Here is a 23,689-nt window from a genome sequence, read left to right on the forward strand (position 1 = left end):
TCAGTCATTGACCAGAGTTTGGGCGACGCGGATCGGCATGGGATCGCGGGTGCCAGGCACGTTGGCTTCGAGCTGGAAGGTCAGCAATTCGCCGTCGCTAAACTGGAACTCGGCGATGTAGTAGGTCGCCTTGCCTTCGCTGATACGGCGAAACCCAAGGAAGCGACTCTGGCGGATATCGTTCATCACTTGACCTTCGACCTGTCCGGATACGGGTTGGAGGCCGCCTTGCTCAGTCTTCTCCAGGATGCTCACGTTAACGATGCCAATGGATTTACTGCGTACGATGCCGTATTGGGCCGCGACTTCCGGCGTCAGGAAGCTGCTGGGGAAGATGCTGTAGTGCACCTGATAGTCGCCGAACTTCTTGTATTGGCCCGCGTGAGCTTGAGCACCGGCCAGCAGCGCGCAGGCGGCCAGGAGCACGAACAATCGGTGAATAAGGGTCTTGGAACGCATGATGACCTCCTGCAGGTAATTCGGTAACCGCGCTAGCGCGTAATCCGGTAGATCGCGATTTGCCCGAGCATGTTGGGCCATAACCGGCTGAACCAGCGGTAGCGATGTTCACTGTCGACGACGGTGCGGTTCATGATGTGGATGTTCTTACGATAACAGAGTCCCTCGAAATCCTTGAACGTGCACAGGTGGATATTCGGCGTGTTGTACCACTTGTACGGCAGGGTTTCGGATTCCGGCATGCGACCGCGCCGCATCAGGTACCAGCGCAGCCGCCAGTAGGCGAAGTTTGGAAAAGTGACGATGCATTCCCGGCCGAGGCGCAGCATCTCATCGAGCACGATATCCGGCCGGCGTACCGCCTGCAGGGCTTGGGTCATGAGGACGACATCGAAGCTCTGGTCTTCGAAATTGCCTAGTCCCTGCAGGTCCAGGTTCTGCTCGATAACGCTGACGCCGCGGCCCATGCAAGAGGTGATGTGGTCCGGATTGATCTCGAGGCCAAAACCGGTGGCCTGCTTTTCATCCTGCAGGTAGGCCAGCAGCGTGCCATCGCCGCAACCCAGGTCCAGCACATGGCTCTGGGGGCTAATCCACTTTTCAATGATTTCCAGGTCGGCCCTCATCCGTTTACCTCCCGCGCAATGCGGCTCATATAGGCGGTGAAGGTATCCGTATACCGCGGTGTGGGAATGAGAAACGCGTCGTGCCCCCACGGAGCGTCGATTTCGGCGTAGCTCACCTTTCTGCGGGCGGCGATCATGGCTTTGACCAGTTCCTCGGAGCGGGCTGGGGTAAAGCGCCAGTCGGTGCTGAAGGAAAGCACCAGAAACTCGCATTGAGCATGGGTCAGGGCCTTGGCCAGATCGTTGTCGTACTCAAAGGCCGGATCGAAGTAGTCCAGCGCACGGGTCATTAGGAGATACGTATTGGCATCGAAGGTTTCCGAGAAACGCTCACCCTGGTAGCGCAGGTAGCTTTCCACCTGGAATTCGGCATCGTAGCCGAACTTGTAGGCTTCCTCGCGTAGCTCACGGCCAAATTTTTCACCCATGGAGGCGTCGGACAGGTAGGTAATGTGCCCGACCATTCGTGCCAGCATCAGGCCATGGCGCGGCGTGGCGTTGTGTTCGCCGTAACGGCCGCCGTGAAACTCTGGGTCGGAGGTGATGGCCTTGCGTGCCACCTCGTTGAAGGCGATGTTCTGGGCCGTCAACCGAGGGGTTGAGGCGATAACGACTGCGTGGCGGATGCGCTCGGGATAGGACAGGCTCCATTGCAGTGCTTGCATGCCTCCCAGGGAGCCCCCGACCACCGCGGCCCATTGCTGGACGCCCAGGCGGTCGGCCAGTTGCGCCTGGCTATCGACCCAGTCCTTGACGGTCACGACGGGAAAGTCCGGCCCGTAGGCGCGACCGTTATCCGGGTTGACGGACGTTGGCCCGGTACTGCCGTGACAGCCGCCTAGGTTGTTCAGGCTGACGACAAAAAATTTATCGGTGTCGATGGGCTTGCCGGGGCCGATGCAGCTATCCCACCAGCCGGGCTTGCGTTCGTCCATGCTATGGAAGCCCGCGGCATGATGGTGCCCGCTCAGGGCGTGGCAGATCAGCACGGCATTGGATGCGTCGGCATTGAGCTCGCCGTAGGTTTCCACAACCAAATCGTAGTGCGGCAGCGCCTGACCGCACGCCAGTGTCAGCGGCTCTGAAAAATGCAGGGTCTGGGGTTGAACCAGTCCTACGGAATCGGGTGGCAGAGAATCTGGCATTGACGCAATGGGTTCCTAGACAACGCCGGCAGGATTAAGGGGACTCAGAACGCCGACCAGCGAAGCAGTTTAAAGGCGGGGCGCGAGGGCTGCAACAGCGCGTCGGAACTCATACCGTAATTCCCTAAAGCGCGGCGAGAGCAGCAGCGCTTTAGGGCTTGGATGGGCTGTGTTTTCAGGCAATTCCCGAGAGGTTCACCACTTTCTGCTGGATCAGCGTGGGTGCCGGCTTGCGGATTTGGCGTTGCATAGTGTCGGCCAGGTCGAGCTGTCGATGCAGGTCGCCTATGCTGTCGTCCAGGCGCTTGCGCTCATCCTTCATGGTGCGGTCGTTGCGGGCCATGTCGCGGATGCGGCGGATCTGGTGCTCCAGCAGCTGCTTTTGCTCCATGGAGTACTGCATGATCGGCAATAGCGCTTCCTGGGGCCAACGCTCGACATCGGCGCGCACGCGATGGTGTAGGGTGCGGGCTTCGCCCACCATGACGTTGAAGAAACGGCGAATAAGTAATGACTGCTCCGTTAGCATGTTCTTGGGATTGCGCCGGAAACGATCGGACTTCTTGCGCAGCTCCCGTACTGCAATAACGTGGCGGCCCGCCCGTAGCGGAATCGGTTCGAGGTGACGGGCGCGGGTGTCCTCGTTGTAGCGGCGGTAGATCGAATTCACCATCTTTTCCGCTAACTGGCCCTCGGCCAGCAGGTTGCTCAGATCATTCTCGAGCAGCTCGAAGAAGTGGTTCATCGCGCGGCTCATGCCGGCTGTCGTCCAACTTTTGCTGAGCAGGGCGCGCACATTTTCCACGTGAGCGTCAAAGCGGGCCTCGGTCACCAGATCGTTGAGCATGTCGCCCTGGGACTGCATGAGGCGGCGGCTGGAGCGCAGGGTGATCAACTTTTTGTAGTAGAAGTCGTATTCCTGCTGGGCGCGGTTCGTCAGGCGTTTGAGGGCGTCGCGGTCCACGTGGGTTTCGCCGCAGGCCTGGAGCTCTTCTTTCAGGGCTTCCAATCGGGTCTGCATGGCCGCCTGGCTGTTCTGCAGCATACCCAGCAAGTCGTTGATCAGGCTCTGGGTGATCAACTGCTCCTTATGCATGAGGATGCGGTTGATGATCAGCTTTTCCAGTTCCGGCAGGCGGCTGCGTTCGAACAGCGTTTCGTTCTTCTGCACGCGTGCCAGCAGGCCCTGCTTGGCCGAAACCGGGATGACGTCCTCGGCACGGATATTGAGGTGATCGGCGGTGTAGTCGCGCACCCGGGAAATGGACGCTTCGGTGTGCTCCGGTCCCTGCAGATCGTCCCAAAGCACATCGATCTTGTTCAGCACCGCAAAGCGGCCGGCGCGGTGGTCGGCCTCATCGGTGGCGATGTGCTCCTTCCAGATCGTCATGTCGCTGGCGGTCACGCCGGTATCGGCGCTGAGCAGAAAGATCACCGCATGGGCGCTGGGCAACATGCTAATGGTAAGTTCTGGCTCGGAGCCCAGTGCATTCAGGCCCGGCGTGTCGAGGATGCGCAGGCCCCGCTCAAACAACGGGTGGCGAATGCTGATCTGGGCATTGCGCCACGCCGGCACCAGGACGTGCCCGGGATGGCTGCGGTCGTGCTCCAGCATACTTTCGTGGAAGCCCAGCTCGCGGGCCTCGCCTGGGGTGACGCTCTTGACTTGGGCCACTTCGGCCAAGACTTCACGCATGACTGCAGGATTGCTGGCGTCTAAATCGTAGCGCTGCCAGCGCTCGGGCTGCTTGCGTAGTTGCTGTAGGGAGACGTCCTCGCACCGGGTTTCGATGGGCAGCAGCAATAGGTAGTCTTTGCCTTCGGTGCGATCGTAGAAGAGTTCGGTGGGGCACATGGTCGTGCGCCCGGCCTGGGATGGCAGCATGCGCTGGCCATAGTCGGAGAAGAAGAGGGCGTTGATTAGCTCCGTCTTCCCGCGGGAATATTCGCCGACGAAGGCAATCGTCAATTCATCTTCGATCAACAGCTCCAATCCGCGCCGAATGCGCTGGCTAACGTCGTCGGAAAACAGGTCGTTATCCTGCAACCAAAGGCGATAGCGGGAAATCTGGCGGATAAGTTCCTTCTTCCAGGCGTGGTAAGCCTCCACCTGATGGGACAAGCTTCCAATTGCGTTCATGGCTAGCCTTCTGCGCGAATTCTGTGCTGCGGAGATGCCGGAATGCTGGTGCTGGGTGCCAGCACACGACTAGATCACCCGTTTACCGAACCCTTCCTGCGGTCCTTTTATGTCGCTATAACGGTTAAGTCGTTATACCGGTATCCATCTCGGCGCGACCCTGACGTGGTCGAACCGCCTTGAGAGAATTCCGGCTTATTCTATCTATGGTAGGTCGCGGCGAAAGTTCGCTTTGTGACAGAGCGCGCGATTACGCCCTGTTTTACCGTCAATTTAACGGCAGGGAAAAGATAAGTGTTTTGAAATCAGTCGTGTGGAAGGCTTTCGGTCTTAGGTGGATTTTTGCTTCTTTTTGTAAGTCTTTGTTGGTACGGAAGAATTCTACTTTCAGGCGGGGAGGTGGGCGCCGCTCAAAGAGCGACGCCGATGTTGCCCAGTCCAACGCCACGGGCCATGTGCTCGATGATGATGGAAATAACATTGAGGAGCAGGAACACCACAATCGGCGACAGATCCAGTCCGCCTAACGAGGGCATCACATTGCGTACCGGACGCATTACCGGTTCGGTGAGCTGGCCAATGAGCTGGATGGCCGGATGCGAGCTGCCCGGGGCGATCCAGCTAATGATGACAATCGCCAGTACCGACCAGAAGTAGATCTTGACGATCAGGCCCAGCACCGTAACGACGGACCACGCCAGCAGTGTGACCGGGTTGATCGCCGGCAGGCCATTGTTGAGTGCAATCAAGATCAGCAGGAACGTCATCATTTGAATAAGGATGGCGAGCACCAGTGCAGCGCCATCGACCCCGCCCCAGCCGGGAATCACCTTGCGTAACGGACGCAACGGTGGGTTAGTGGCTTTAACCACAAACTGGCTAATGGGATTGTAGAAGTCTGCCCGTGCCACCTGCAGCAAAAAGCGCAGCAGGACGATGGTGAGGTAGAAGGTCGAGAGAATCTGTAACGTCGTAATCAGAATCTGCGCCAGCATATCAGGCTCCGTGCTCAGGTTTCGGCGTCAATAATGCGGTCGGGCAGGGCGAATTTCCACCACTGCGTGCTGTTTAGTCTTCACTCAGTTCTTTGGCGAGTTCGCCAGACCGTTTGAACGCCGCCTGACCCGCCTTCTGGACCAGTTCGCGTAGGCCGCCTTCTTCGAAGGTCTTGATGGCCTGTTCGGTGGTACCGCCGGGTGACATGACATTGCGCTTCAGCTGCGCCGGTTCGTCCGGGCCGCGTGCAGCCATTTCTGCGGCGCCAGCCATGGTTTGGATTGCCAGCCGGCGCGCCGTCCCCGCTTCCAGACCGTTGGCGATGGCGGCCTCTTCCAGCGCTTCAAGGATGAGGAAGAAATAGGCCGGCCCGCTACCGGACAGCGCCGTGACCGAATGCAGCAGGTCTTCGTTATCCACCCAGACAGCCACGCCGATACTCTCGAAGATGGCGGTAACCGCATCGCACTGCTCGGCTTTAACGTCCTCCGTGGCGTACAGGCCCGCAGCGCCTTTGCCGACCAGCGATGGCGTGTTGGGCATCACGCGGATCACCGGCAATCCGCCGCCGAGCCAGCTGTCGAGTGTGGCGCATTCGAGACCGGCAGCAATAGAAACCATCAGCGGCCGGGTATTCTGTACCATTGGCGCGATGTCTTGGCAAACGTCGCGCATGGCCTGGGGTTTGACGGCAAGGACGATAATATCCGCCTGCTGGGCGCAATGGCGGTTGTCGGTGGTGACGCTGACGCCGAAGCGATTACGAATGGCCTGTAAGTGATCGTCGTCCGGGGCGCTGACCCAGATGTTGTCGCCACTGTATCCGTTTTCGAGCATGCCGCCGATGATGGCACTTGCCATGTTGCCGGCACCGATGAATGCGATCGTCTGGGGTTTGCTCACACTTGAACTCCGTCAGTCTTATGGAACATGTCAGTCGTTAAACCGTCCTGATGGCTAAGGCCCGATGATAACGGGCTGATGATAACGGCCTGATGATAGCAGAGCCCCGGCGGCTTACGCCTCCCGCGCGCCAAACAGCGCCGTGCCGACGCGCACTATCGTGGCGCCTTCTTCTATGGCCAGGTCCAAGTCGCCGCTCATGCCCATCGAGAGCGTGTCGAGCCCCGTGGCACCGGGGTGGGCATGGCGTAACTGGTTCAGCATACTGGCCAGCGCCCGGAAACGCGCGCGCAGGCTCTCCTCGGACTGATCCGGATCGGGGATGGCCATTAAGCCCCGCAGACGCACGTTGGGTAACTGCAGTACGTCGGTAGCCAGTTGCGGAATCGATTCGAGCGTGGTGCCGGACTTGGTCTCTTCGTTATCCACATTCACTTGAAGGCAGATGTTCAAAGGGGGTTTATCCTCCGGGCGCTGGTCGCTCAGGCGGCGCGCTATCTTCAGTCGGTCAACGCTGTGGACCCAGTCAAAATGGACGGCGATATCCCGGGTCTTGTTGGACTGAATGGGGCCGATAAAGTGCCATTCCAAGCGTGGAATATCGGCCAGGGCAGCCATCTTTTCCAGAGCTTCCTGGACATAGTTTTCGCCAAATGCGCGCTGACCGGCGGCAGCGGCGGAACGCACGTCGCCGGCTGGTTTGCGCTTGCTTACGGCCAGCAGTCGGACGCTGTTCTCAGGCCGGTTTGCGGCCTTTGTTGCTTTTTGTATGCGTCGGGTTACGCCCCCAATATTGTCTGCTATGCTGCCCATTCAGGTACCTCTGGTCGAAACTGGAACCTATTCTGGCTTGGTCTTCGAAGCGACACAAGGCAGGGGCCAGGTCAGAGCCGCAATAGCAGCCGCCGTGGTCCGGGCGTTTGACGCCGATAGTTTTCGATACCCGGTGATTTTTATCACCTAGACCTAGTCACATTTAACACCTAGCTAGACCTGGTCATTTTTAATACCTAGCTAGACTTGGTCATTTTAGTACCTAGACAGAAACAACAGAACCAAGAAAAGCCTTCCGAGGAATTCCGATGGATATAACTGAACTCCTGGCCTTTTCGGCGAAGCAGGGCGCGTCGGACTTGCACCTGTCTGCCGGACTGCCACCGATGATTCGTGTTGACGGCGATGTGCGGCGAATCAACCTGCCGCCGATGGAGCACAAAGAAGTCCATTCGCTCATTTACGACATCATGAACGATAAGCAGCGGAAGGACTACGAAGAATTCCTCGAGACCGACTTCTCCTTCGAAGTGCCGGGCGTGGCCCGCTTCCGGGTCAACGCCTTTAACCAGAATCGCGGCGCCGGCGCCGTATTCCGGACGATCCCGTCCAAGGTCCTGACCATGGACGATCTGGGCATGGGGCAGGTCTTCAAGGACGTGTCTTCGGTACCCCGCGGGCTGGTGCTGGTCACCGGACCGACCGGTTCCGGTAAGTCCACGACCCTGGCGGCGATGCTCGACTACATCAACGACAGCCGTTACGAGCACGTCCTCACCATCGAAGACCCCATCGAATTTGTGCACGAATCCAAGAAGTGTCTGGTTAACCAGCGGGAAGTTCACCGCGACACGCTTGGGTTCAACGAGGCCCTGCGTTCGGCCCTGCGGGAAGACCCCGACATTATCCTGGTGGGTGAGCTGCGGGACCTGGAGACTATTCGTCTGGCCCTGACCGCGGCGGAAACCGGTCACCTGGTCTTCGGCACCTTGCATACCACGTCCGCTGCCAAAACCATCGACCGTATCGTCGACGTCTTCCCGGCGGAAGAAAAGTCCATGGTCCGCTCGATGCTGTCCGAATCGCTACAGGCAGTTGTCTCCCAGACGCTGATGAAAAAAGTCGGTGGCGGCCGGGTGGCGGCTCACGAGATTATGATCGGCACTTCGGCGATCCGGAACCTGATCCGGGAAGACAAAGTGGCGCAGATGTACTCGGCGATCCAGACCGGTGGTTCGATTGGGATGCAGACCCTCGACCAATGCCTCCAGCGTATGCTCCAGAAGGGCTTGATCACCCGTGAGGCGGCCCGATCCAAGGCGAAGATGCCAGACAACTTCTGAATCCGTTGAATTCCGGAAACGCGGATTCTGGAGGGCACTATCGCGGCACATGGATGTGCCGCCAAAATCGAAGGCGTAAGCCTTTGATTTTGCGAGCCGGGCTAAACCGCGTTTTGCCCGGTGACTCCGCGAAACGCCAGGGATGGCGTTTCAGGAAGGAAAACTACGTCACAGGTGAACCGATGGAATTTGAGAAACTGCTGCGGTTGATGGTGGAGAAAGGGGGCTCAGACCTCTTCATTACGGCCGGTGTGCCGCCCAGCATGAAGGTGAACGGTAAAGTGTTGCCGGTTACCAAGAACGCGCTTACGCCGGAGCAGACCCGGGAATTCGTCTACGGGGCGATGAACGATAAGCAGCGCGCCGAATTCGACGAAACCCACGAGAGCAACTTCGCGATCAGCGCCCGGGGCATTGGCCGGTTCCGTGTCAGCGCCTTCTTCCAGCGCAACCTGTGCGGCATGGTGCTACGCCGTATCGAGGTGAAGATTCCGCAGCTCGACGATCTGGGACTGCCCGATATCATCAAGGATTTGGCCATGACCAAGCGTGGCCTGATTATTTTCGTCGGCGCCACCGGAACCGGTAAGTCCACGTCGCTGGCGGCCATGATCGGCCACCGCAATCGCAACAGCCGTGGGCACATCATCTCGATCGAGGACCCGATTGAATTCGTCCACCAGCATCAGGGATGTATCGTGACCCAGCGTGAAGTGGGCATCGATACAGAGAACTTCGAGGTGGCGCTGAAAAACACGTTACGCCAAGCGCCCGATGTGATCTTGATCGGCGAGGTGCGAACCAAGCAAACCATGGAGTATTCCGTCCAGTTCGCCGAGACCGGCCACCTGTGTCTGGCCACCCTGCACGCGAACAACGCCAACCAGGCGCTGGATCGGATTATCCAGTTCTTCAACCCGGACCAGCACAACCAGATCTGGATGGACCTTTCTCTCAATCTCAGGGCTGTCGTCGCCCAGCAGTTGGTACCGACGCCGGACGGCAAGGGCCGTCGCGCGGTTATCGAAGTGCTGATCAACACGCCGCTGGTCCAGGATCTGATTCGAAAGGGGGAAGTTCACAAGCTCAAAGAATTGATGGCCAAATCGACCGAGATGGGCATGCAGACCTTTGACCAGGCGCTCTACCGGCTCTACGCTGAAGGTGCGATCACCTACGAAGATGCGCTGGCCCATGCGGATTCGGCCAACGACCTGCGTCTGATGATCAAACTGGGTGCCGATGCGGCCGGTTCTGATAAGCTTTCATCCACGGTCGACAAACTGTCGATCCAGGACGATTAGGAACAGGGGTCCGGGCGTTTGCCGGACCCTATTATTCTCCCTCCTCGCAGTGCGTCCTAATGCCCGAAAGGGTGTATACGGTCCGGCGCCACGTTCAATCTCCAGTTAGTCGAACACAAGCGATTGTAATAACTAACAATATGCAATCCGAATGGGTTGCCTTGGCATTTGAGGCCAGCGCTTGCTCGTGCGTATACTCGCATCCCTACGACTTTAGGCGGAGATCCAATAAAATGAGAAACAACAACACGTTGTCGCGCGCAATCCTCGCTTCAGTACTGTGTAGTCCCGGTGCCGTCATGGCTGGCGGCTTTGCGTTGAACGAGCAGAGTGCAAGCGCCATGGGCACAGCGAATGCCGGTACCGCAGCCAACCCCGAGAACGCCACCACGGTTTATTTTAATCCGGCGGGCATGAGCCAGCTTTCGGGCACGAATATCTCTTTCGGCGCCGCTGTACTGGATATCGACGCCGAAGCAAAAGAAGGTACGGCTACAGCCCGCAACGCCATTAATCAGCCGGTATCAGGCTCGAACGGCGGTGATATTGCCGATCCGGCGGTGCTGCCGAACTTCTTTATGACGCACGAAATCAACGACACCGTTGACGTCGGCTTCGGCATCCATGCGCCATACGGGCTCTCAGCGGATTACGAAGATGATTTCGTGGGCCGTTTCTTTGCCGATAAGACGGAGTTGACCGCTATCGCTTTTAGCCCTTCCATTGCCCTGAACAACGGCGAGGGGTTCTCTTTGGGTTTCGGCGTGAACGTACTCTACGCGGAAGGCCGTTTGACCAAGTTCCAGGATTACAGTGGCAATGAGGCGCAGTTGCGCCAGCTGGGCTATGCCGGACCCGCCTTGGAGCAAGGCTATTTCGATACCGAAGGCGACGACGTCGGCGTCACCTTTAGCTTCGGGTTGCTTTATGAACTGTCTGATCGCACCCAGATTGGCCTGTCCGGCCAGACCGGTACCGAGCTTGAGCTGGAAGGCGATTCAACGCTGACCAACGTGCCAAGTCCGTCGATCGGACCCGGTGGCGTCAATGTCAATATCGTTAATTTGCAGGAAGATGCGGTGGTGCCACTGGAAATCCCCGAGAGCCTGACCTTCGGCGTTCGCCATCGGTTGACCGACAGCGTGACTCTGCTGGCTGGCGCGACCTGGGCCAAATGGAGCCGTTTCGAAGCACTTGATATAGAAAGCGACCAGGGCGGTGGGCCGATCTCCGATATCGCTGAAGACAAGTACGGGCAGGAAAACATTATCGGCCACGTCTCCGAGAACTGGAAGGACACCTGGCAGGTGAACGTTGGCGCTATCTGGCAAGCCACCCCGGAGTGGGCCTTCAAAGCGGGCTACGCTTACGATGAGTCGCCCGTAAACGAGAACTTCCGCACCGCGCGTATTCCATCCGATGACCGTCAGTGGCTAACGCTAGGCACCCAATACGCCCACGCGCCGTCCGGCTGGACGGTGGACGTTGCGGGCGGTGTGCTGCTGTTTGACGATGTAGATGTCAACGAGCGGGAATACACTGTCGATGACGAGCCTGCCGAAGGCGCAGCCAGCTACTCGGCCACGTACGAGCTGAGTGCGTGGGGCGCCGCCGTGCAGGTCAGCAAGGCATTCTAACGATCTAGCGTCGCTGAATTTCTACGACAGGCAGGCCTCCGGGCCTGCCTGTCGCGTTTAAGGCGCTTAAAAATCCCTATTGGACTTCATCGGGGTATCACTCAGTGAACCGGCAAGACCATTTTGCGCCCGCGATAAGTAATAACCCGAGTTTTACCGCCATGGGCGGAAGCGGGTGTTCTCGCTGGTTTTCCGGGGGGGTGTAGGCACCGTTTTGGCGCAGCGCCTCGAAGCTCTGCAGTGACGTGCCGGCCTGATTGCTGCATTTTGCATTGACCGTTCGATGGTCAGAACCTAAAGTGCGCTCGTATTAAGATGACAGTTTTGTCATCGGGGGCTAAAAGTCCCCGTATAACCTGCAAGCGGTGCTCGCCCAGGCGAGTGAAACGGGAAACTGGTGCAAACCCAGTGCTGCCCCCGCAACGGTAAACAATGAACGGCAGTCAGCTTTGGCCACTGGGTATTTGCCTGGGAAGGCGCTGACGCCGGCATCTCTCTCGACGATGCCATTGTGAGCCCGGAGACCGGCCGCTTGCGACGCGTTTCATGCCCCGAGTTTTGTGCACAGACCAAGTGTCGTGCACCGAGAGGTATAGAGGCGTTGAAACGACATGCGGTGTAGCGGAGGGCTTCACCGGTGGCTTTCCTGCCGTGACACGCATCAGCTGCCGCACGTTCCTCTTCTCGCCGGGTTATTCGACTTCCGTTAAAGGGCGTACCCGTGAGAGTTTCCTCCAAATTTGCCTTCAGCTTGTTGGCGAGCTCAGTCTGTGCAGGGTTGCATGCCGAAACCTTGAATCCGTTGGTTGTGACGGCGACTCGCACGGTGCAGACCGTGGACGAGGCAAACGCCTCGGTGACCGTCATCAGTCGGGAGGACATTGACCGAAGTTCCGCAACAACCATCGAACAGATCATTCGCACGGTGCCAGGTGTGTCGGTAACGAGTACGGGTGGGCCGGGTAAACAGTCCAGCGTATTCATTCGCGGCGCCAATTCCGATCACGTGCTGGTGCTGGTCGATGGCGTCAAGATCGGTGGGGCGACGGCCGGCACCGCTCAACTGGAAAATATCCCGTTGGCACTGGTGGACCATATCGAAGTCGTTAAGGGTCCGCGCTCGAGTCTATATGGCTCTGAGGCCATTGGCGGGGTTATCCAGATATTCACGCGCCGTGGCACGGTGGAACCCGAGGTCATTTCCGAGGTCAGCGCAGGGAATAACGGAACGTCACGGCTCACTCAACATTTTGCGGGGGGCTCCGGTGACACGCGTTATAGTCTGTCGGCTTCGTTGTACGATACCGAGGGTGTGGATGCTCAGCCGGACGGTGTGCAAAATGATGCCGATGGTTTTGAGAGCAAATCGGTCGCGACCAGCCTGGATCGGCATGTCACCGATAACCTATTGCTGGGCCTGAACTTCATGCATGCGCAGGGAGAGAACGACTACGATGGTTCGCCGTCTTTTGGAGACCGGTATTGGAACAGGTTCGTTCAGCAGTCCGGCCGCGTGTTCGCTGACTATGCCGCGTCAGATCGGGTGACAGTGCGGGCGCAGCTCGGATTCGGCCGCGAAACCAATGACAATTTCGTCGATACGGCCGATTTCTTCGACTATGAGACCCGTCGCCTCCAGTATCTACTGCAAAGCGATGTCAGTTTGACTGATCATCAGTTGCTCACTATCGGGCTGGAGCGTGTCGACGAGGAAGTCGACGCCTCGACCCAATACACGGAAGAGGAGCGCTACAACAACGCTGTGTTTGTGCAATGGCAGACCGTTGACCAGCCCTTGCATGTGACCGCATCCCTTCGGCAAGACGATAATGAAGCGTACGGCGAGGAAACGACTGGGATCATTTCGGCCGGCTATCATTTGGCTGACTTCTTCCGCCCCTATCTCAGCTACGGCACTGGATTTAAAGCACCGACATTCAACGATCTATATTCCCCATTTGGCGCCAATCCGGATCTCGAGGCCGAAACTTCGGATACTTTCGAGGTTGGGCTAAAAGGAAGCGTTGGACGCGTATCTTATGAATTGGCGGTCTACAAGACCAAGTTTGATGAGCTGGTCGTCCTTAGTCCGCCGCCACTTTTCATTCCGTACAACGTTGATCGCGCGACGGCCAAGGGTGCCGAGCTGAGCGCTGCTTATAAAGCTGATGGCTGGTCGCTTGAGGCTGGCGTAGGTTACACGCGTGCGACGAATGACGAGACTAACGCCCAGCTCGAACGACGCCCGAAGTGGGATGGCCGTTTGGCGGGAACAAAAGTGCTTGAGAAAGTGGAGTTGAACGTGGAGCTGCTCGGACGCACTGACGCTGTCGACACCGGCGATGCCCGCATACCCGGCTACGTTATTGCTAACGCCGGGGCCGCGTATAGGGCCACGGAATCGCTGAACGTGGCGCTGGAGGTGACCAACCTGTTCGATCAGACAGCCATTACCGCTACCGGATACGCCGGCCAGGTTCGCCAGGTTCTGGCTACACTGCGTTATACCTACTGATGTGCGGGAAGTCCGGTAGGTTGGGCTGGCAAGCCCAACAAGATTTGTCGGGTTTGTTGGGCTTTCCAGCCCAACCTACAGTCAAGTGAGTTGCGATAGTTAATCGCGAGCTGCTCAGTGAGCCTCGTCCCAGTTGTCCCCCACACCGGCCTCAACCAGCAGCGGCACGTCCAGCTCCGCAGCCCTGGACATACGCTCGGTCAGTCCCTTCATGACCTTGTCCAGCGCGGATTCCTTCACCTCCAGGATCAGTTCGTCGTGAACCTGCATCACCATGCGAGCCTCGTCTGCGTGGCTGTTCAGCAGCCAATCCTCTACCGTGACCATGGCGCGTTTGATGATGTCGGCAGCGGTCCCTTGCATGGGCGCATTGATCGCAGTGCGTTCGGCGGCCTGCTGCATCTGCTTGTTCCGGGCGTTGATCTCCGGCAAGTAGAGGCGGCGTCCGAAAAGCGTTTCCACATAGCCTTGGTCGTGGGCCAGCTTGCGAATGTTGTCCATGTACTCGGCCACGCCGGGGTAGCGGTGGAAATAAAGATCGATATATTCCTGGGCCACCTTGCGCTCCACGCCAAGCTGACGTGACAGGCCGAACGCCGACATACCGTAGATCAGGCCGAAGTTAATCGCCTTAGCGCTGCGGCGCTGTTCGCCGGTCACGCCGTCTACCGACGTGCCGAACACTTCGGCGGCAGTGGCGCGATGGATGTCTTTACCTTCGGCAAAGGCATTGAGTAGGCTCTTGTCGCCGGAAAGATGCGCCATGATGCGCAGCTCGATCTGCGAATAGTCCGCGGCCACCAGCTTGTAGCCGTCGGGAGCCACGAAAGCCTGGCGGATACGCCGGCCTTCTTCCGTGCGGATCGGAATATTCTGCAGATTGGGTTCCGATGACGACAGGCGTCCAGTCGCCGCCACGGCCTGATGGTAAGAGGTATGCACGCGCCCGGTGCGGGGGCTAACCACCTCCGGCAAGCGGTCGGTGTAGGTGGATTTGAGCTTGCTCAGGCTGCGATGCTCCAGGATCAGATGCGGCAGCTTGTAGTCGTGGGCCAGCTCCTGCAGCACCGGCTCGGCGGTCGAGGGCGCGCCCTTCGGCGTTTTCTTGATCACCGGCAGGCCCAGCTTTTCGTAGAAAATGGCCTGGAGCTGCTTGGGGGAGCCAAGGTTGAATGTTTCGCCGGCTTCTTCATGAGCCGCCTGTTCCAGCTCCGCCATACGCGTGGCCAGCTGCTGGCTGTGGCTTCGCAGGGTGGCCGTGTCGAGCATGACGCCGCGCTGCTCCATGTGGGAAAGCACCGGCACCAGGGGTAGATCAATGTTTCTATAAACCGACTCGAGCTTGGGCTCCGCCGCCAGTTTTGGGCGCAGCGTTTGGTGCAGGCGCAGGGTGATGTCGGCGTCTTCGGCCGCATAAGGGCCGGCCTGCTCAAGCGAGATCTGGTTGAAGGTGAGCTGCTTGACGCCTTTGCCGGCAATGGATTCGAAGGAGATCGTGGCCTCGCCCAGATACTTCAGTGCCAAGCTATCCATGTCATGGCGGGAGGCTGTGGAATTAAGCACGTAGGACGCCAGCATGGTGTCCTCGGCGATTCCTTCCAAAGAGATGCCGTGGTTGGCCAGCACGTTTTTGTCGTACTTGAGATTCTGGCCCACCTTCTTGCGCCGCGGGTCCTCCAGCAACGGTTTGAGCTGACCCAGTACATAGTCGCCTTCGAGTTGATCCGGGGCGCCCATATAGTCGTGGCCGAAGGGCACATAGGCCGCCTCGCCCGGCTCGATGGCAAAGGAAACCCCGACCACTTCGGCGATGGAATAGTTGAGGCTGGTGGTTTCGGTGTCGAAGGCGAAAAGGTCGGCCTTCGCCAATCGTTCGACCCAGCTATCGAATGCCGCTTTATCGGTGATGGTGGCGTAATGTTTTTCGGGCGCTTCCGGCGCCGCCTCATCGCTGGAGACGTCCGGAACGTCCGCCTGGCGACTGAGTTCGTCCACCCAGGTTCTGAATTCCAGTTCTTTGAACAGAGCCAGCAGCTTTTCTTTGTCGGGTTCCTCCGGGTTGACGTCGGTAATGCCGAACGCCAACTCCACATCTGTTTTGATGGTAGCGAGTTCCTGGCTCAGGGGGAGGATCTCTGCCGCAGCGCGGAGGTTGTCGCCAATCTTGCCCTTAATCTCGTCAGCGTGCTCAAGCAGGTTGCCCAGGTTGTTGTAGGATTGCAGCCACTTTACCGCCGTTTTCGGGCCGCACTTTTCCACGCCGGGAATGTTGTCCACCTTGTCGCCGACGAGGGCGAGGTAATCAATGATCTGCTCGGGAGCGATGCCGAATTTTTCCTGCACGCCCTCCCGGTCCATAGCGGTTTCGGTCATGGTGTTGATCAGGGTGACGTGATTGCTGACCAGTTGCGCCATATCCTTGTCGCCGGTGGAAATCACCACATCCACCCCCTTGGCGGTCGCCTCGTAGGCGAGGGTGCCGATCACATCGTCGGCCTCCACGTTGGGTACGATCAATAGCGGCAGGCCCATGGCGCTAATAATCTCGTGGATCGGGGCGATTTGGGTGGCCAAGTCCTCGGGCATGGGTGGACGATGGGCCTTGTACTCTTCATAGAGATCGTGGCGGAACGTTTTGCCCTTGGCATCGAAAACAACAACCACTTTGGAGCCCGGGTAGTCCTTGTCTATACGGCGAATCATGCTGATCACGCCCTTGATTGCACCGGTTTGCTGTCCCTTGCTGGTCGTCAAATCAGGGAGGGCGTGAAAGGCGCGAAACAGGTAGGACGACCCATCGACAAGAACAACCGGTGGCGTCTGTTGCTGGCTCATAGCTGCGGTTTCCGGAATCAGGTTGTGAAGAGGGCGGTGTTGTGCAAATCTCAGGGAAGCTCCCTAAAAACACCATCGATTTCAGGATGCCAAGGTTAACATGAAACGAACCCTCTCCCTGCTGACCGCCGTCGCTGCCGGCATTTTTTCCGTCGCTTTTCTTCAGGTATCGCAGGCGCAAGAATCAGCGGCGGACAACGAACCGGTGCGGGCTTCGGAGTACCAGCCGCCATCGGATGAGCCTCAGGTTGTCATTCGACCGGGCGAAGACGCTACTTATTATGAGTACCGTGTGAACGGCGAATTGAGGGAAATCAGGGTCGATCCCAAAGTCGGGCCGGTCTATTACCTGATTCCGGTTGATGGCGGATTCATTCGCCAGGATGGCTCGCAGCTGGTGGTGCCGAAATGGGTTCTTTTCGAGTGGTGATGACAGCCGCTTGGGAGAAGGCGGCATGGGGAGCAGGTATCAACTGCTCCCACATAACGAACCGGGGGTTGTCGTTTCAAATGATGTTGACCGCTACCAGCTCCGAGCGTTGGCTTTCCAGGCCCTCCGTGTCTAAAGTTGATATCGAGAATTCATACACCCCGGGGATGAATTCTTTTAGGGGGTAGTGAGTCGAGCTGGCGTCGTCTACCTGGATAATACGAAACACATGCTGATGGCGCAGCTTGTAATAAATCTTGTAGCCATGGATCTCGCCTGTATACAGCTTCGAGCCATCGGCGCGAGTGGCCGGCGCCAACCACTGCAGGCGGGTTGGTGGAGCGTGCCGATAACCAGCCGCTTCGGTATGGCGTGTTTCATTGACTGTTTCATTGGCCGTTCCATTGGCTGTCTCAGTGGACCATGCCGGATTGTTAAGCGTCTGAGCATCGGTGTTGTGGGCCACATTCACATTGGTGGTGGCGTTGCTGGAAACGCCGCCACCTTTGCAGCCAGAAAGCGTTAGAGCCGCAATAAAAAGCAAAGCCAGGGCGTCCTGCACGCCCGGCGGTTGGTTGTTAAACATCACGCGCCTGCCATTTTTTTGAATAGATCCGCTCAAGCGGACTTTATTTGTTATCGAATATTTGTTCTTAAGAAGTGCTTGGGTATGACCTTTTTTTATCGGACCATTAAGTTCGAGACATTAAGTCCGCGTCATTATGCCGACGATTATTATCCCCTCAAGCGACAATGGTTGGGGTTGGCGTGCGAGATATCCTAAGAATCAGCGAATTGCGATGTTTGTCACATGGTCTGCGCGTAATATAAAAACATAGGTGCTTGCGCTGGCCCGGGTAATGCGTCCCTGTTTTTTGTCCTTAGTATGATTATTCTAATTTTTAGACGTAATGTCGGCGGTGTTATCTAAAGGGCGCATAGCGCGCCGAATCATCAGCAGATGCTCAACGAGCCACTGCAAAGGAGAGATACCGCCATGGGTAAACTAAGAAACTATCAAGAGCAGTTTCAGGATGTCGTTGAAAAGGGCATTAACGCGGCGGAAGAACAGCAGAAGAAGCTGGCCTCCAAGCCGTTTGAATATGCCGAAAAATTGGAGTCGGAAGCTCGCGAATACAGCGTGAAAGGCTTGCGCAAACGTTACGACGGTTATAGCAAAAGCCTGTTTGGGCAGCTGCGTAGCTTCAACACGCGAGTAGGCTCTTTGGCTTCTGAGGTTGTAGCTCGGATTGAGAAAGAAACGGTCGAAGGCGCTGACGCCGTAGCGGCGACCGCCAATGAGGTTTCCGATCAGGCGAAGCCGGTCAAGCGTAGCCAGGCGCCGTCAGGCAAGCGAGCTAATGCTGCGCGTAAAACTACCTCGGCCAGCAAGACGGCCTCGACTGACTCGGCTAAGACCGCGACTGACTCGACGAACAAGAAGTCCGAGTCTACGTCCGCCTAAACTCGGGGTGCTTGGACGAGAAAGAGCCGTGATCGGCTCTTTCTTTTTTTGCGGTTTGCTTTTTTGCGGCTTGTCTTTCTGAGGTTTACAGAGACTCCTCAGTTACCGGCGCTGCTTGAAGGTCCGATACCGCTAGCCGCTTCCAGCAATAAAGTGCGCTTTTCACCGGTGATCGTTTCCAGACGTTCGATCTTTTCCTCGTACGCTTCGCGTATGGCCTGAGTTTCCATATTCTGAACCGCGATCTCTTTCTCGATCTCCCGGATCTGGGAGCGTAGGCGATCGATGCGTGTCAGCAGATTTTCCGGCACTTCACGGCCGGCCCGCTCAAGGTCGGCAGCCTTGCTTTGTTGCTCCTCAAGCTGACTCTCGATGACCGAGATATTGCCGCGTTTCAGTTGGACCAGGCTATCCAGTTCCTGCAATTTGCGCTGCAAAGCTCGAACGGCATCGTCCGGATGACTGAAGGTGCGCAGTAGGTCAGCGTCGGACTGGCGCCGTTTTTGTGCTTGGGCCATGCGCTGTTTTTCGGCTTCGCGGGCGGCGAGTTCTTCTTCGGTCGGTGCCGGTTCGACCACATCGACTACCCGGCCTCGCGAATTCAGGATTTCATAGCCGCGGGTCGAGTTTTCCGACGGAACCGTATTGCTGATCACCAAGCGCCCGTTATCGTCCTTGTATCGGTACATGGTTGAAGCAAGCAGGGGAGGTGCTGCCAGGCAGGCGCATAGCAGAGCTGCCAGGGCAGGTCGCGGTAAGTGTCTCATAAACTGCTGATTCACCGTTTACTATCGTTTGTCTGAAGAATAACAGACTTTACCGTGACGGCTTGTGAAAAAGCGTTAGCGGTTGCGGCCAAAGGTTACCTTCCTTGGCATGTGGGTTCGGCGCCCTGCTGATGAGGTGGTCAGATACCGTATCGGTTGCGATAGTCAGCTACTTTGCGGGCGTTTTCCGCAAAGTCGTCGCGCTCGGACAAGTAACTAATGACCTGCTCTAGGCGAATAATGCTCACAACCGGCAGTTTGAATTCCGCTTCCACTTCCTGAATGGCGGACAGTTCGCCTTGGCCCCGCTCCTGCCGATCCAACGCAATTAATACGCCCGCGGGTTCCGCTCCGGCGGCGTGAATAATATCGATGGACTCGCGAATCGCGGTGCCGGCAGTGATCACATCGTCAATGATCAGTACTTTGCCCTTTAACGGTGCGCCGACAATGTTGCCGCCCTCTCCGTGATCCTTTTTTTCTTTGCGATTGAACGCGTAAGGCCGGTCGTCACCCGTTTCCGCCAGCGACATGGCGGTTGCTGCGGCCAACGGAATGCCCTTATAGGCAGGCCCGAAAAGAATGTCATAATTCAGGCCACTATTTTGCAGGGCAGAGGCATAGGCACGCCCGAGTTGCAGCAAATCTGAGCCTGTGTCGAACAGACCGGCGTTGAAGAAGTAAGGGCTCTTGCGCCCGGACTTGAGTGTGAACTCACCAAAGCGAAGTACATCGCGGCGGATGGCAAATTCGATGAAATCGTGCTGATAGTCGTGCATGGCGGGACGGATTCTTTCAAAACGGCGTAAAAACGGTATCATACACACAAACGTTTCAGGGAACATCTATGCGGGTAGTATCGATCAGCGTCAATGGCCTGGCACAGGCTATTGACCGGGGTTTTTTTGACTGGCTGGCGGATCAGGACGCAGACGTTGTATGCGTTCAGGATCACCGCATGCGGGTCTATGAATTCGACGACCCCCGATACGTGCCCGAAGGCTATGAAGCTTATTTCATCGATGGCGAGGAAACCGAATACGGCGGCGTGGGAATTTATACACGCCACTTCCCGAAGGCCATCATTTATGGCTTCGCCAACGAAATTGCAGACCGCGAGGGGCGCTTTATTCAGGCGGATTTCGATAAGGTCAGCGTCGCGTGCGTGCTGGCGCCCTGCGCCTTGGGGCGTGAGGAGGAGCTGATCGGTGAAAACGATCTGACCGTGCTGGACCACAAGGACGACTTCATGGAAGGCTTCGGCCTGCATATGCAGAAGACGTTGCGCAAACGCCGCCAGTTCATTTTCTGTGCCAACCTGCAGACGGCCCATCACGTGACCGATACCAGTCCGCGCTATCACAAGCTGGACGTATCCGGCTTCCTACCTCATGAGCGCGCATGGCTGGATCGGCTATTCGACGAGATGGGGTGTATCGATGCTTTCCGCGAGATCAATAAGGAAGGGGATCAGTTCACTTGGTGGCCGGAATGGGCCGAAGGCTGGCGCAAGCATGCTGGCTGGCGTACGGATTATCAGCTCACAACGCCGGGTATCCGCAAGACGATAGACGATGCCTGGATCGATGAGGAAACCCGCTTCTCGGATCATGCCCCTATTATTGTCGACTACGATATTGAGATCGGTTTTTAAGAAATAGGGATCGGTTTTAATAACGATGTGAGACTGGTGTTGAATAGCCGGCAAGCATCGAGCGCATTCCACAAGAAACGGCCAGCACACGCTGGCCGTTTCTGTTTCCCGGTGCGCCTTCGAGCTATTGCTCCAGTGCCAGTTTTTGCAAGTCGAACAAGTAGTTGATGCCCTCTTTCGCCAGTTTTAGCATGTCGTCCAGCTGTTCCTGGGCGAAAGGTTCGCCTTCGGCGGTGCCCTGGATTTCAATAAAGCCGCCGCGATCGGTCATGATCACGTTCATATCGGTTTCCGCCGCAGAATCCTCCGGGTAATCCAGATCGACGACCGTGGTGCCTTCGTAGACGCCAACCGAAATTGCGCCCACCATCTGTATCAGCGGCGATGTTTTCAGACGGCCTTCGGCGACCAGATGATTGAGCGCGTCCACCAAGGCTACACAGCCACCGGTAATGGCGGCGGTACGTGTGCCGCCATCGGCCTGGATAACGTCACAGTCGATGGTGATGGTGTGCTCGCCCAGCTTGCTCAGGTCGACCGCGGCGCGCAGAGAGCGGCCAATCAGACGCTGGATCTCCACCGTGCGGCCACCCTGCTTGCCGCGTGCGGCTTCGCGGCCCATACGACTGCCGGTGGAGCGAGGCAGCATGCCGTACTCGGCGGTAATCCAGCCTTTACCGGTGCCTTTCAAAAAACGGGGTACGCTGTTGTCGATTGACGCCGTGCAGATCACTTTGGTGTCCCCGAACTCGATCAGGACCGAACCTTCGGCGTGCTTGGTGTAGTTGCGGGTGATGCGGATATCGCGGGTTTGTTCAGGCGCACGTCCACTGGGTCGCATAGGTTATCCTGTCTTGGCTGAATGGAATTGACTTGGTTGAATAAAGTCGGAATAGCGAGGCAGTGTAACATGCAGGGTGACCGGAGCGCAGACTGGTCGCCTGAGCACTCGCAGGCCTGCTAGAATAGGTCCACGTTTACGACAGCACGGAGAACACATGATCAGAAGCATGACGGCCTTTGCCCGCAAAGATACCGAAGGTGAGTGGGGCTCGCTGACGTGTGAAATTCGCGCCGTCAATCACCGTTACCTGGAACCGGTTTTCCGCTTGCCGGAGCCATTGCGTGAGCTGGAGAATCAATTTCGCGAGACTGTACGTGGTGGACTTCGCCGCGGCAAAGTCGAGGTAGGCGTGCGGTTACAACTGGCCGAGCAAAGTTCGGGTGGATTGAAAGTGAACCAGCTCTTGGCGGAAGAGATCAATAACGCCGCCAACCATATTAACCGCATCCTGGACAATCCGGCTCATATTAATGCGCTCGATGTCATGCGCTGGCCCGGCGTGTTGGAAACGGCCGAGCGGGATATGGAGCCGGTCAAGCAGGCGGCCAGCGAGTTGGTTGCTGCGACGATTGACGAGTTGGTGGCGGTGCGCGAGCGCGAAGGTGAGCGCTTGCGGCCTCTGTTCGAAACCCGGCTCGAAGAAATGTCGGCGTCGGTGGCCGACGTTCGCAAACGAATGCCGGAACTGCTGAAGCAGCAGGAGCAGAACCTGCGTGACCGCTTCGAGGCCGCCAGAATCGAGCTCGACTCCGACCGTCTGGCCCAGGAAATGGTCATGCTGGCGCAGAAATCCGATGTGGCGGAAGAGCTGGACCGGCTGGATACCCATGTGAGCGAAGTGCGCGAAACCCTGAGCGGTGACCAGGCCATCGGCCGGCGGCTGGACTTCCTGATGCAGGAGCTCAACCGCGAGGCCAACACGCTGAGCAGCAAGTCTATCGATGCGGAGGTTACCCGGGTGGCCGTCACCTTGAAAGTTCTGATCGAGCAAATGCGAGAGCAGGTCCAAAACTTAGAATAATTAATCGGTTACGATTTTTATCGTGATCGCTCTGATGCGCTCGTAGTGACCGTATTGGGCTCGTACGGGGCACGTCCTATCTGTTGTAGTGAGGAGACAAGGCTGATGAGTGAGCCGGTCGATAAAGGCACGCTTTTCGTTATTTCGGCACCTTCCGGGGCTGGCAAGACCAGTCTGGTGGCGGCCATGCTGGAGCAGGATCCGGTGCTTTGCGTATCCGTATCCCATACCACCCGGCCCATGCGGCCGGGTGAGCAGGATGGCGTCAACTATCACTTTGTGAAGCGTGAAACCTTTCAGGGGATGATTGGGCAAGAGGATTTCCTCGAGCATGCGGAAGTCTTCGGTAATTACTACGGTACGTCCCAGCGCTGGGTAGAGGAGACCCTGGATCAGGGTCGGGACGTCATCCTGGAAATTGATTGGCAAGGCGCCGTGCAGGTTCGCCGGCTGAATCCCAATTGCGTTGGCATTTTCATCGTTCCACCGTCGCCGGAAAGTCTGCGGGCTCGCCTAACCGGCCGTGGGCAGGATTCCGAGGATGTGATCGAGCGGCGTCTGCGCGAAGCTGCTGAAGAGTGTAGTCATGCCCTGGAATTCGACTATCTGGTCGTTAACGACCGATTCGAGAGTGCGCTGGAAGAGCTGTTGTCGATCGTCCGGACCCAGCGGCTCAGTGTCGAGCGCCAGGAAGTCCGTCACGCCGATCTTCTCGCGGCGTTGGTTGCCGGTGGAACGGCGTATACAAATTGAGCATTTTTGATATACTGCGCGGTCTGCTCGGCACCGCATTTAAAGATTCCGGCTCTACCGTTCAGCCGGAGTGATCAG

General features: G+C 57.6%; 21 protein-coding genes and 1 riboswitch. Of the genes, 9 read left to right on the forward strand and 12 right to left on the reverse strand.

Annotated elements, in window-relative coordinates:
- The 7 genes from FXO11_RS03000 to FXO11_RS03030 form a co-directional block, all read right to left on the reverse strand.
- Complete coding sequence (locus FXO11_RS03000; protein ID WP_148861512.1) at nt 1-459, reverse strand: DUF4426 domain-containing protein; 459 nt, start codon at nt 457-459, stop codon at nt 1-3.
- Between the two features lie 32 nt (nt 460-491).
- On the reverse strand, nt 492-1,085 hold the full coding sequence (gene metW, locus FXO11_RS03005) for a methionine biosynthesis protein MetW (protein WP_148861513.1): 594 nt from the start codon (nt 1,083-1,085) through the stop codon (nt 492-494).
- Nucleotides 1,082-2,230: a homoserine O-succinyltransferase MetX gene (gene metX / locus FXO11_RS03010; protein ID WP_148861514.1), complete on the reverse strand. Its 1,149-nt coding sequence runs from the start codon at nt 2,228-2,230 to the stop codon at nt 1,082-1,084. The genes metW and metX overlap by 4 nt, the downstream gene beginning before the upstream one ends.
- Nucleotides 2,231-2,405: 175 nt before the next feature.
- Nucleotides 2,406-4,370, reverse strand: coding sequence for a dynamin family protein (locus tag FXO11_RS03015; RefSeq protein WP_148861515.1), 1,965 nt, complete (start codon nt 4,368-4,370; stop codon nt 2,406-2,408).
- A 410-nt stretch (nt 4,371-4,780) separates the two neighbouring features.
- Nucleotides 4,781-5,365, reverse strand: a complete 585-nt coding sequence (locus FXO11_RS03020) for a YggT family protein (protein ID WP_148861516.1) — start codon at nt 5,363-5,365, stop codon at nt 4,781-4,783.
- Between the two features lie 73 nt (nt 5,366-5,438).
- Entirely contained in the window at nt 5,439-6,269 is an 831-nt protein-coding gene (gene proC / locus FXO11_RS03025) for a pyrroline-5-carboxylate reductase (RefSeq protein ID WP_148861517.1), read from the reverse strand.
- Between the two features lie 114 nt (nt 6,270-6,383).
- Nucleotides 6,384-7,082, reverse strand: a complete 699-nt coding sequence (locus tag FXO11_RS03030) for a YggS family pyridoxal phosphate-dependent enzyme (protein ID WP_148861518.1) — start codon at nt 7,080-7,082, stop codon at nt 6,384-6,386.
- Between the two features lie 269 nt (nt 7,083-7,351).
- Here FXO11_RS03030 and FXO11_RS03035 point away from each other — a divergent pair, with 269 nt between their 5' ends.
- The 4 genes from FXO11_RS03035 (at nt 7,352) to FXO11_RS03050 (ending at nt 13,842) form a co-directional block, all read left to right on the forward strand.
- Nucleotides 7,352-8,386 (forward strand): type IV pilus twitching motility protein PilT, encoded by a 1,035-nt coding sequence (locus FXO11_RS03035; protein WP_148861519.1) that lies wholly within the window; start codon nt 7,352-7,354, stop codon nt 8,384-8,386.
- Nucleotides 8,387-8,568: 182 nt separating this feature from the next.
- Complete coding sequence (locus tag FXO11_RS03040) at nt 8,569-9,690, forward strand: PilT/PilU family type 4a pilus ATPase (protein WP_148861520.1); 1,122 nt, start codon at nt 8,569-8,571, stop codon at nt 9,688-9,690.
- Between the two features lie 233 nt (nt 9,691-9,923).
- A complete protein-coding gene (locus tag FXO11_RS03045) occupies nt 9,924-11,327 on the forward strand; it encodes an OmpP1/FadL family transporter (protein ID WP_148861521.1) in 1,404 nt (467 codons plus the stop codon).
- A gap of 346 nt (nt 11,328-11,673) precedes the next feature.
- Nucleotides 11,674-11,874: riboswitch (cobalamin riboswitch) on the forward strand.
- A 174-nt stretch (nt 11,875-12,048) separates the two neighbouring features.
- Nucleotides 12,049-13,842, forward strand: a complete 1,794-nt coding sequence (locus FXO11_RS03050; RefSeq protein ID WP_148861522.1) for a TonB-dependent receptor domain-containing protein — start codon at nt 12,049-12,051, stop codon at nt 13,840-13,842.
- A 114-nt stretch (nt 13,843-13,956) separates the two neighbouring features.
- Here FXO11_RS03050 and polA read toward each other — a convergent pair whose 3' ends face one another.
- Nucleotides 13,957-16,677 carry a DNA polymerase I gene (gene polA, locus FXO11_RS03055; protein WP_148861523.1) on the reverse strand — a complete coding sequence of 907 codons (2,721 nt, stop codon included), beginning with the start codon at nt 16,675-16,677 and terminating at the stop codon, nt 13,957-13,959.
- Nucleotides 16,678-16,777: 100 nt separating this feature from the next.
- Here polA and FXO11_RS03060 point away from each other — a divergent pair, with 100 nt between their 5' ends.
- Nucleotides 16,778-17,107 (forward strand): DUF2782 domain-containing protein, encoded by a 330-nt coding sequence (locus tag FXO11_RS03060; protein WP_148861524.1) that lies wholly within the window; start codon nt 16,778-16,780, stop codon nt 17,105-17,107.
- 76 nt (nt 17,108-17,183) lie between these two features.
- Here the strand turns inward: FXO11_RS03060 and FXO11_RS03065 are convergent, their stop codons facing one another.
- Nucleotides 17,184-17,696: a fibronectin type III domain-containing protein gene (locus FXO11_RS03065; RefSeq protein ID WP_148861525.1), complete on the reverse strand. Its 513-nt coding sequence runs from the start codon at nt 17,694-17,696 to the stop codon at nt 17,184-17,186.
- 408 nt (nt 17,697-18,104) lie between these two features.
- On the opposite strand from FXO11_RS03065, the gene FXO11_RS03070 reads away from it, so the two are divergent.
- A complete protein-coding gene (locus tag FXO11_RS03070) occupies nt 18,105-18,572 on the forward strand; it encodes a hypothetical protein (RefSeq protein WP_148861526.1) in 468 nt (155 codons plus the stop codon).
- A gap of 98 nt (nt 18,573-18,670) precedes the next feature.
- On the opposite strand, the gene FXO11_RS03075 is transcribed toward FXO11_RS03070, so the two are convergent.
- Together FXO11_RS03075 and pyrE are read right to left on the reverse strand one after the other, a co-directional pair.
- Nucleotides 18,671-19,261 (reverse strand): DUF4124 domain-containing protein, encoded by a 591-nt coding sequence (locus FXO11_RS03075; protein ID WP_264766197.1) that lies wholly within the window; start codon nt 19,259-19,261, stop codon nt 18,671-18,673.
- Nucleotides 19,262-19,479: 218 nt separating this feature from the next.
- Entirely contained in the window at nt 19,480-20,118 is a 639-nt protein-coding gene (gene pyrE / locus FXO11_RS03080; protein WP_148861528.1) for an orotate phosphoribosyltransferase, read from the reverse strand.
- Between the two features lie 68 nt (nt 20,119-20,186).
- Between pyrE and FXO11_RS03085 the strand changes: the two genes are divergently transcribed.
- The gene (locus FXO11_RS03085; RefSeq protein ID WP_148861529.1) at nt 20,187-20,993 is read left to right on the forward strand and encodes an exodeoxyribonuclease III; all 807 of its coding nucleotides are present in this window, start codon (nt 20,187-20,189) and stop codon (nt 20,991-20,993) included.
- A 124-nt stretch (nt 20,994-21,117) separates the two neighbouring features.
- Here FXO11_RS03085 and rph read toward each other — a convergent pair whose 3' ends face one another.
- Nucleotides 21,118-21,834, reverse strand: coding sequence for a ribonuclease PH (gene rph / locus FXO11_RS03090; protein ID WP_148861530.1), 717 nt, complete (start codon nt 21,832-21,834; stop codon nt 21,118-21,120).
- Between the two features lie 157 nt (nt 21,835-21,991).
- Between rph and FXO11_RS03095 the strand changes: the two genes are divergently transcribed.
- Together FXO11_RS03095 and gmk are read left to right on the forward strand one after the other, a co-directional pair.
- Entirely contained in the window at nt 21,992-22,858 is an 867-nt protein-coding gene (locus tag FXO11_RS03095; protein WP_148861531.1) for a YicC/YloC family endoribonuclease, read from the forward strand.
- Between the two features lie 105 nt (nt 22,859-22,963).
- The gene (gene gmk, locus FXO11_RS03100) at nt 22,964-23,611 is read left to right on the forward strand and encodes a guanylate kinase (protein WP_148861532.1); all 648 of its coding nucleotides are present in this window, start codon (nt 22,964-22,966) and stop codon (nt 23,609-23,611) included.
- The last annotated feature ends 78 nt before the right edge of the window (nt 23,612-23,689 follow it).

The organism is Marinobacter fonticola (assembly GCF_008122265.1).
GTDB lineage: Bacteria > Pseudomonadota > Gammaproteobacteria > Pseudomonadales > Oleiphilaceae > Marinobacter_A > Marinobacter_A fonticola.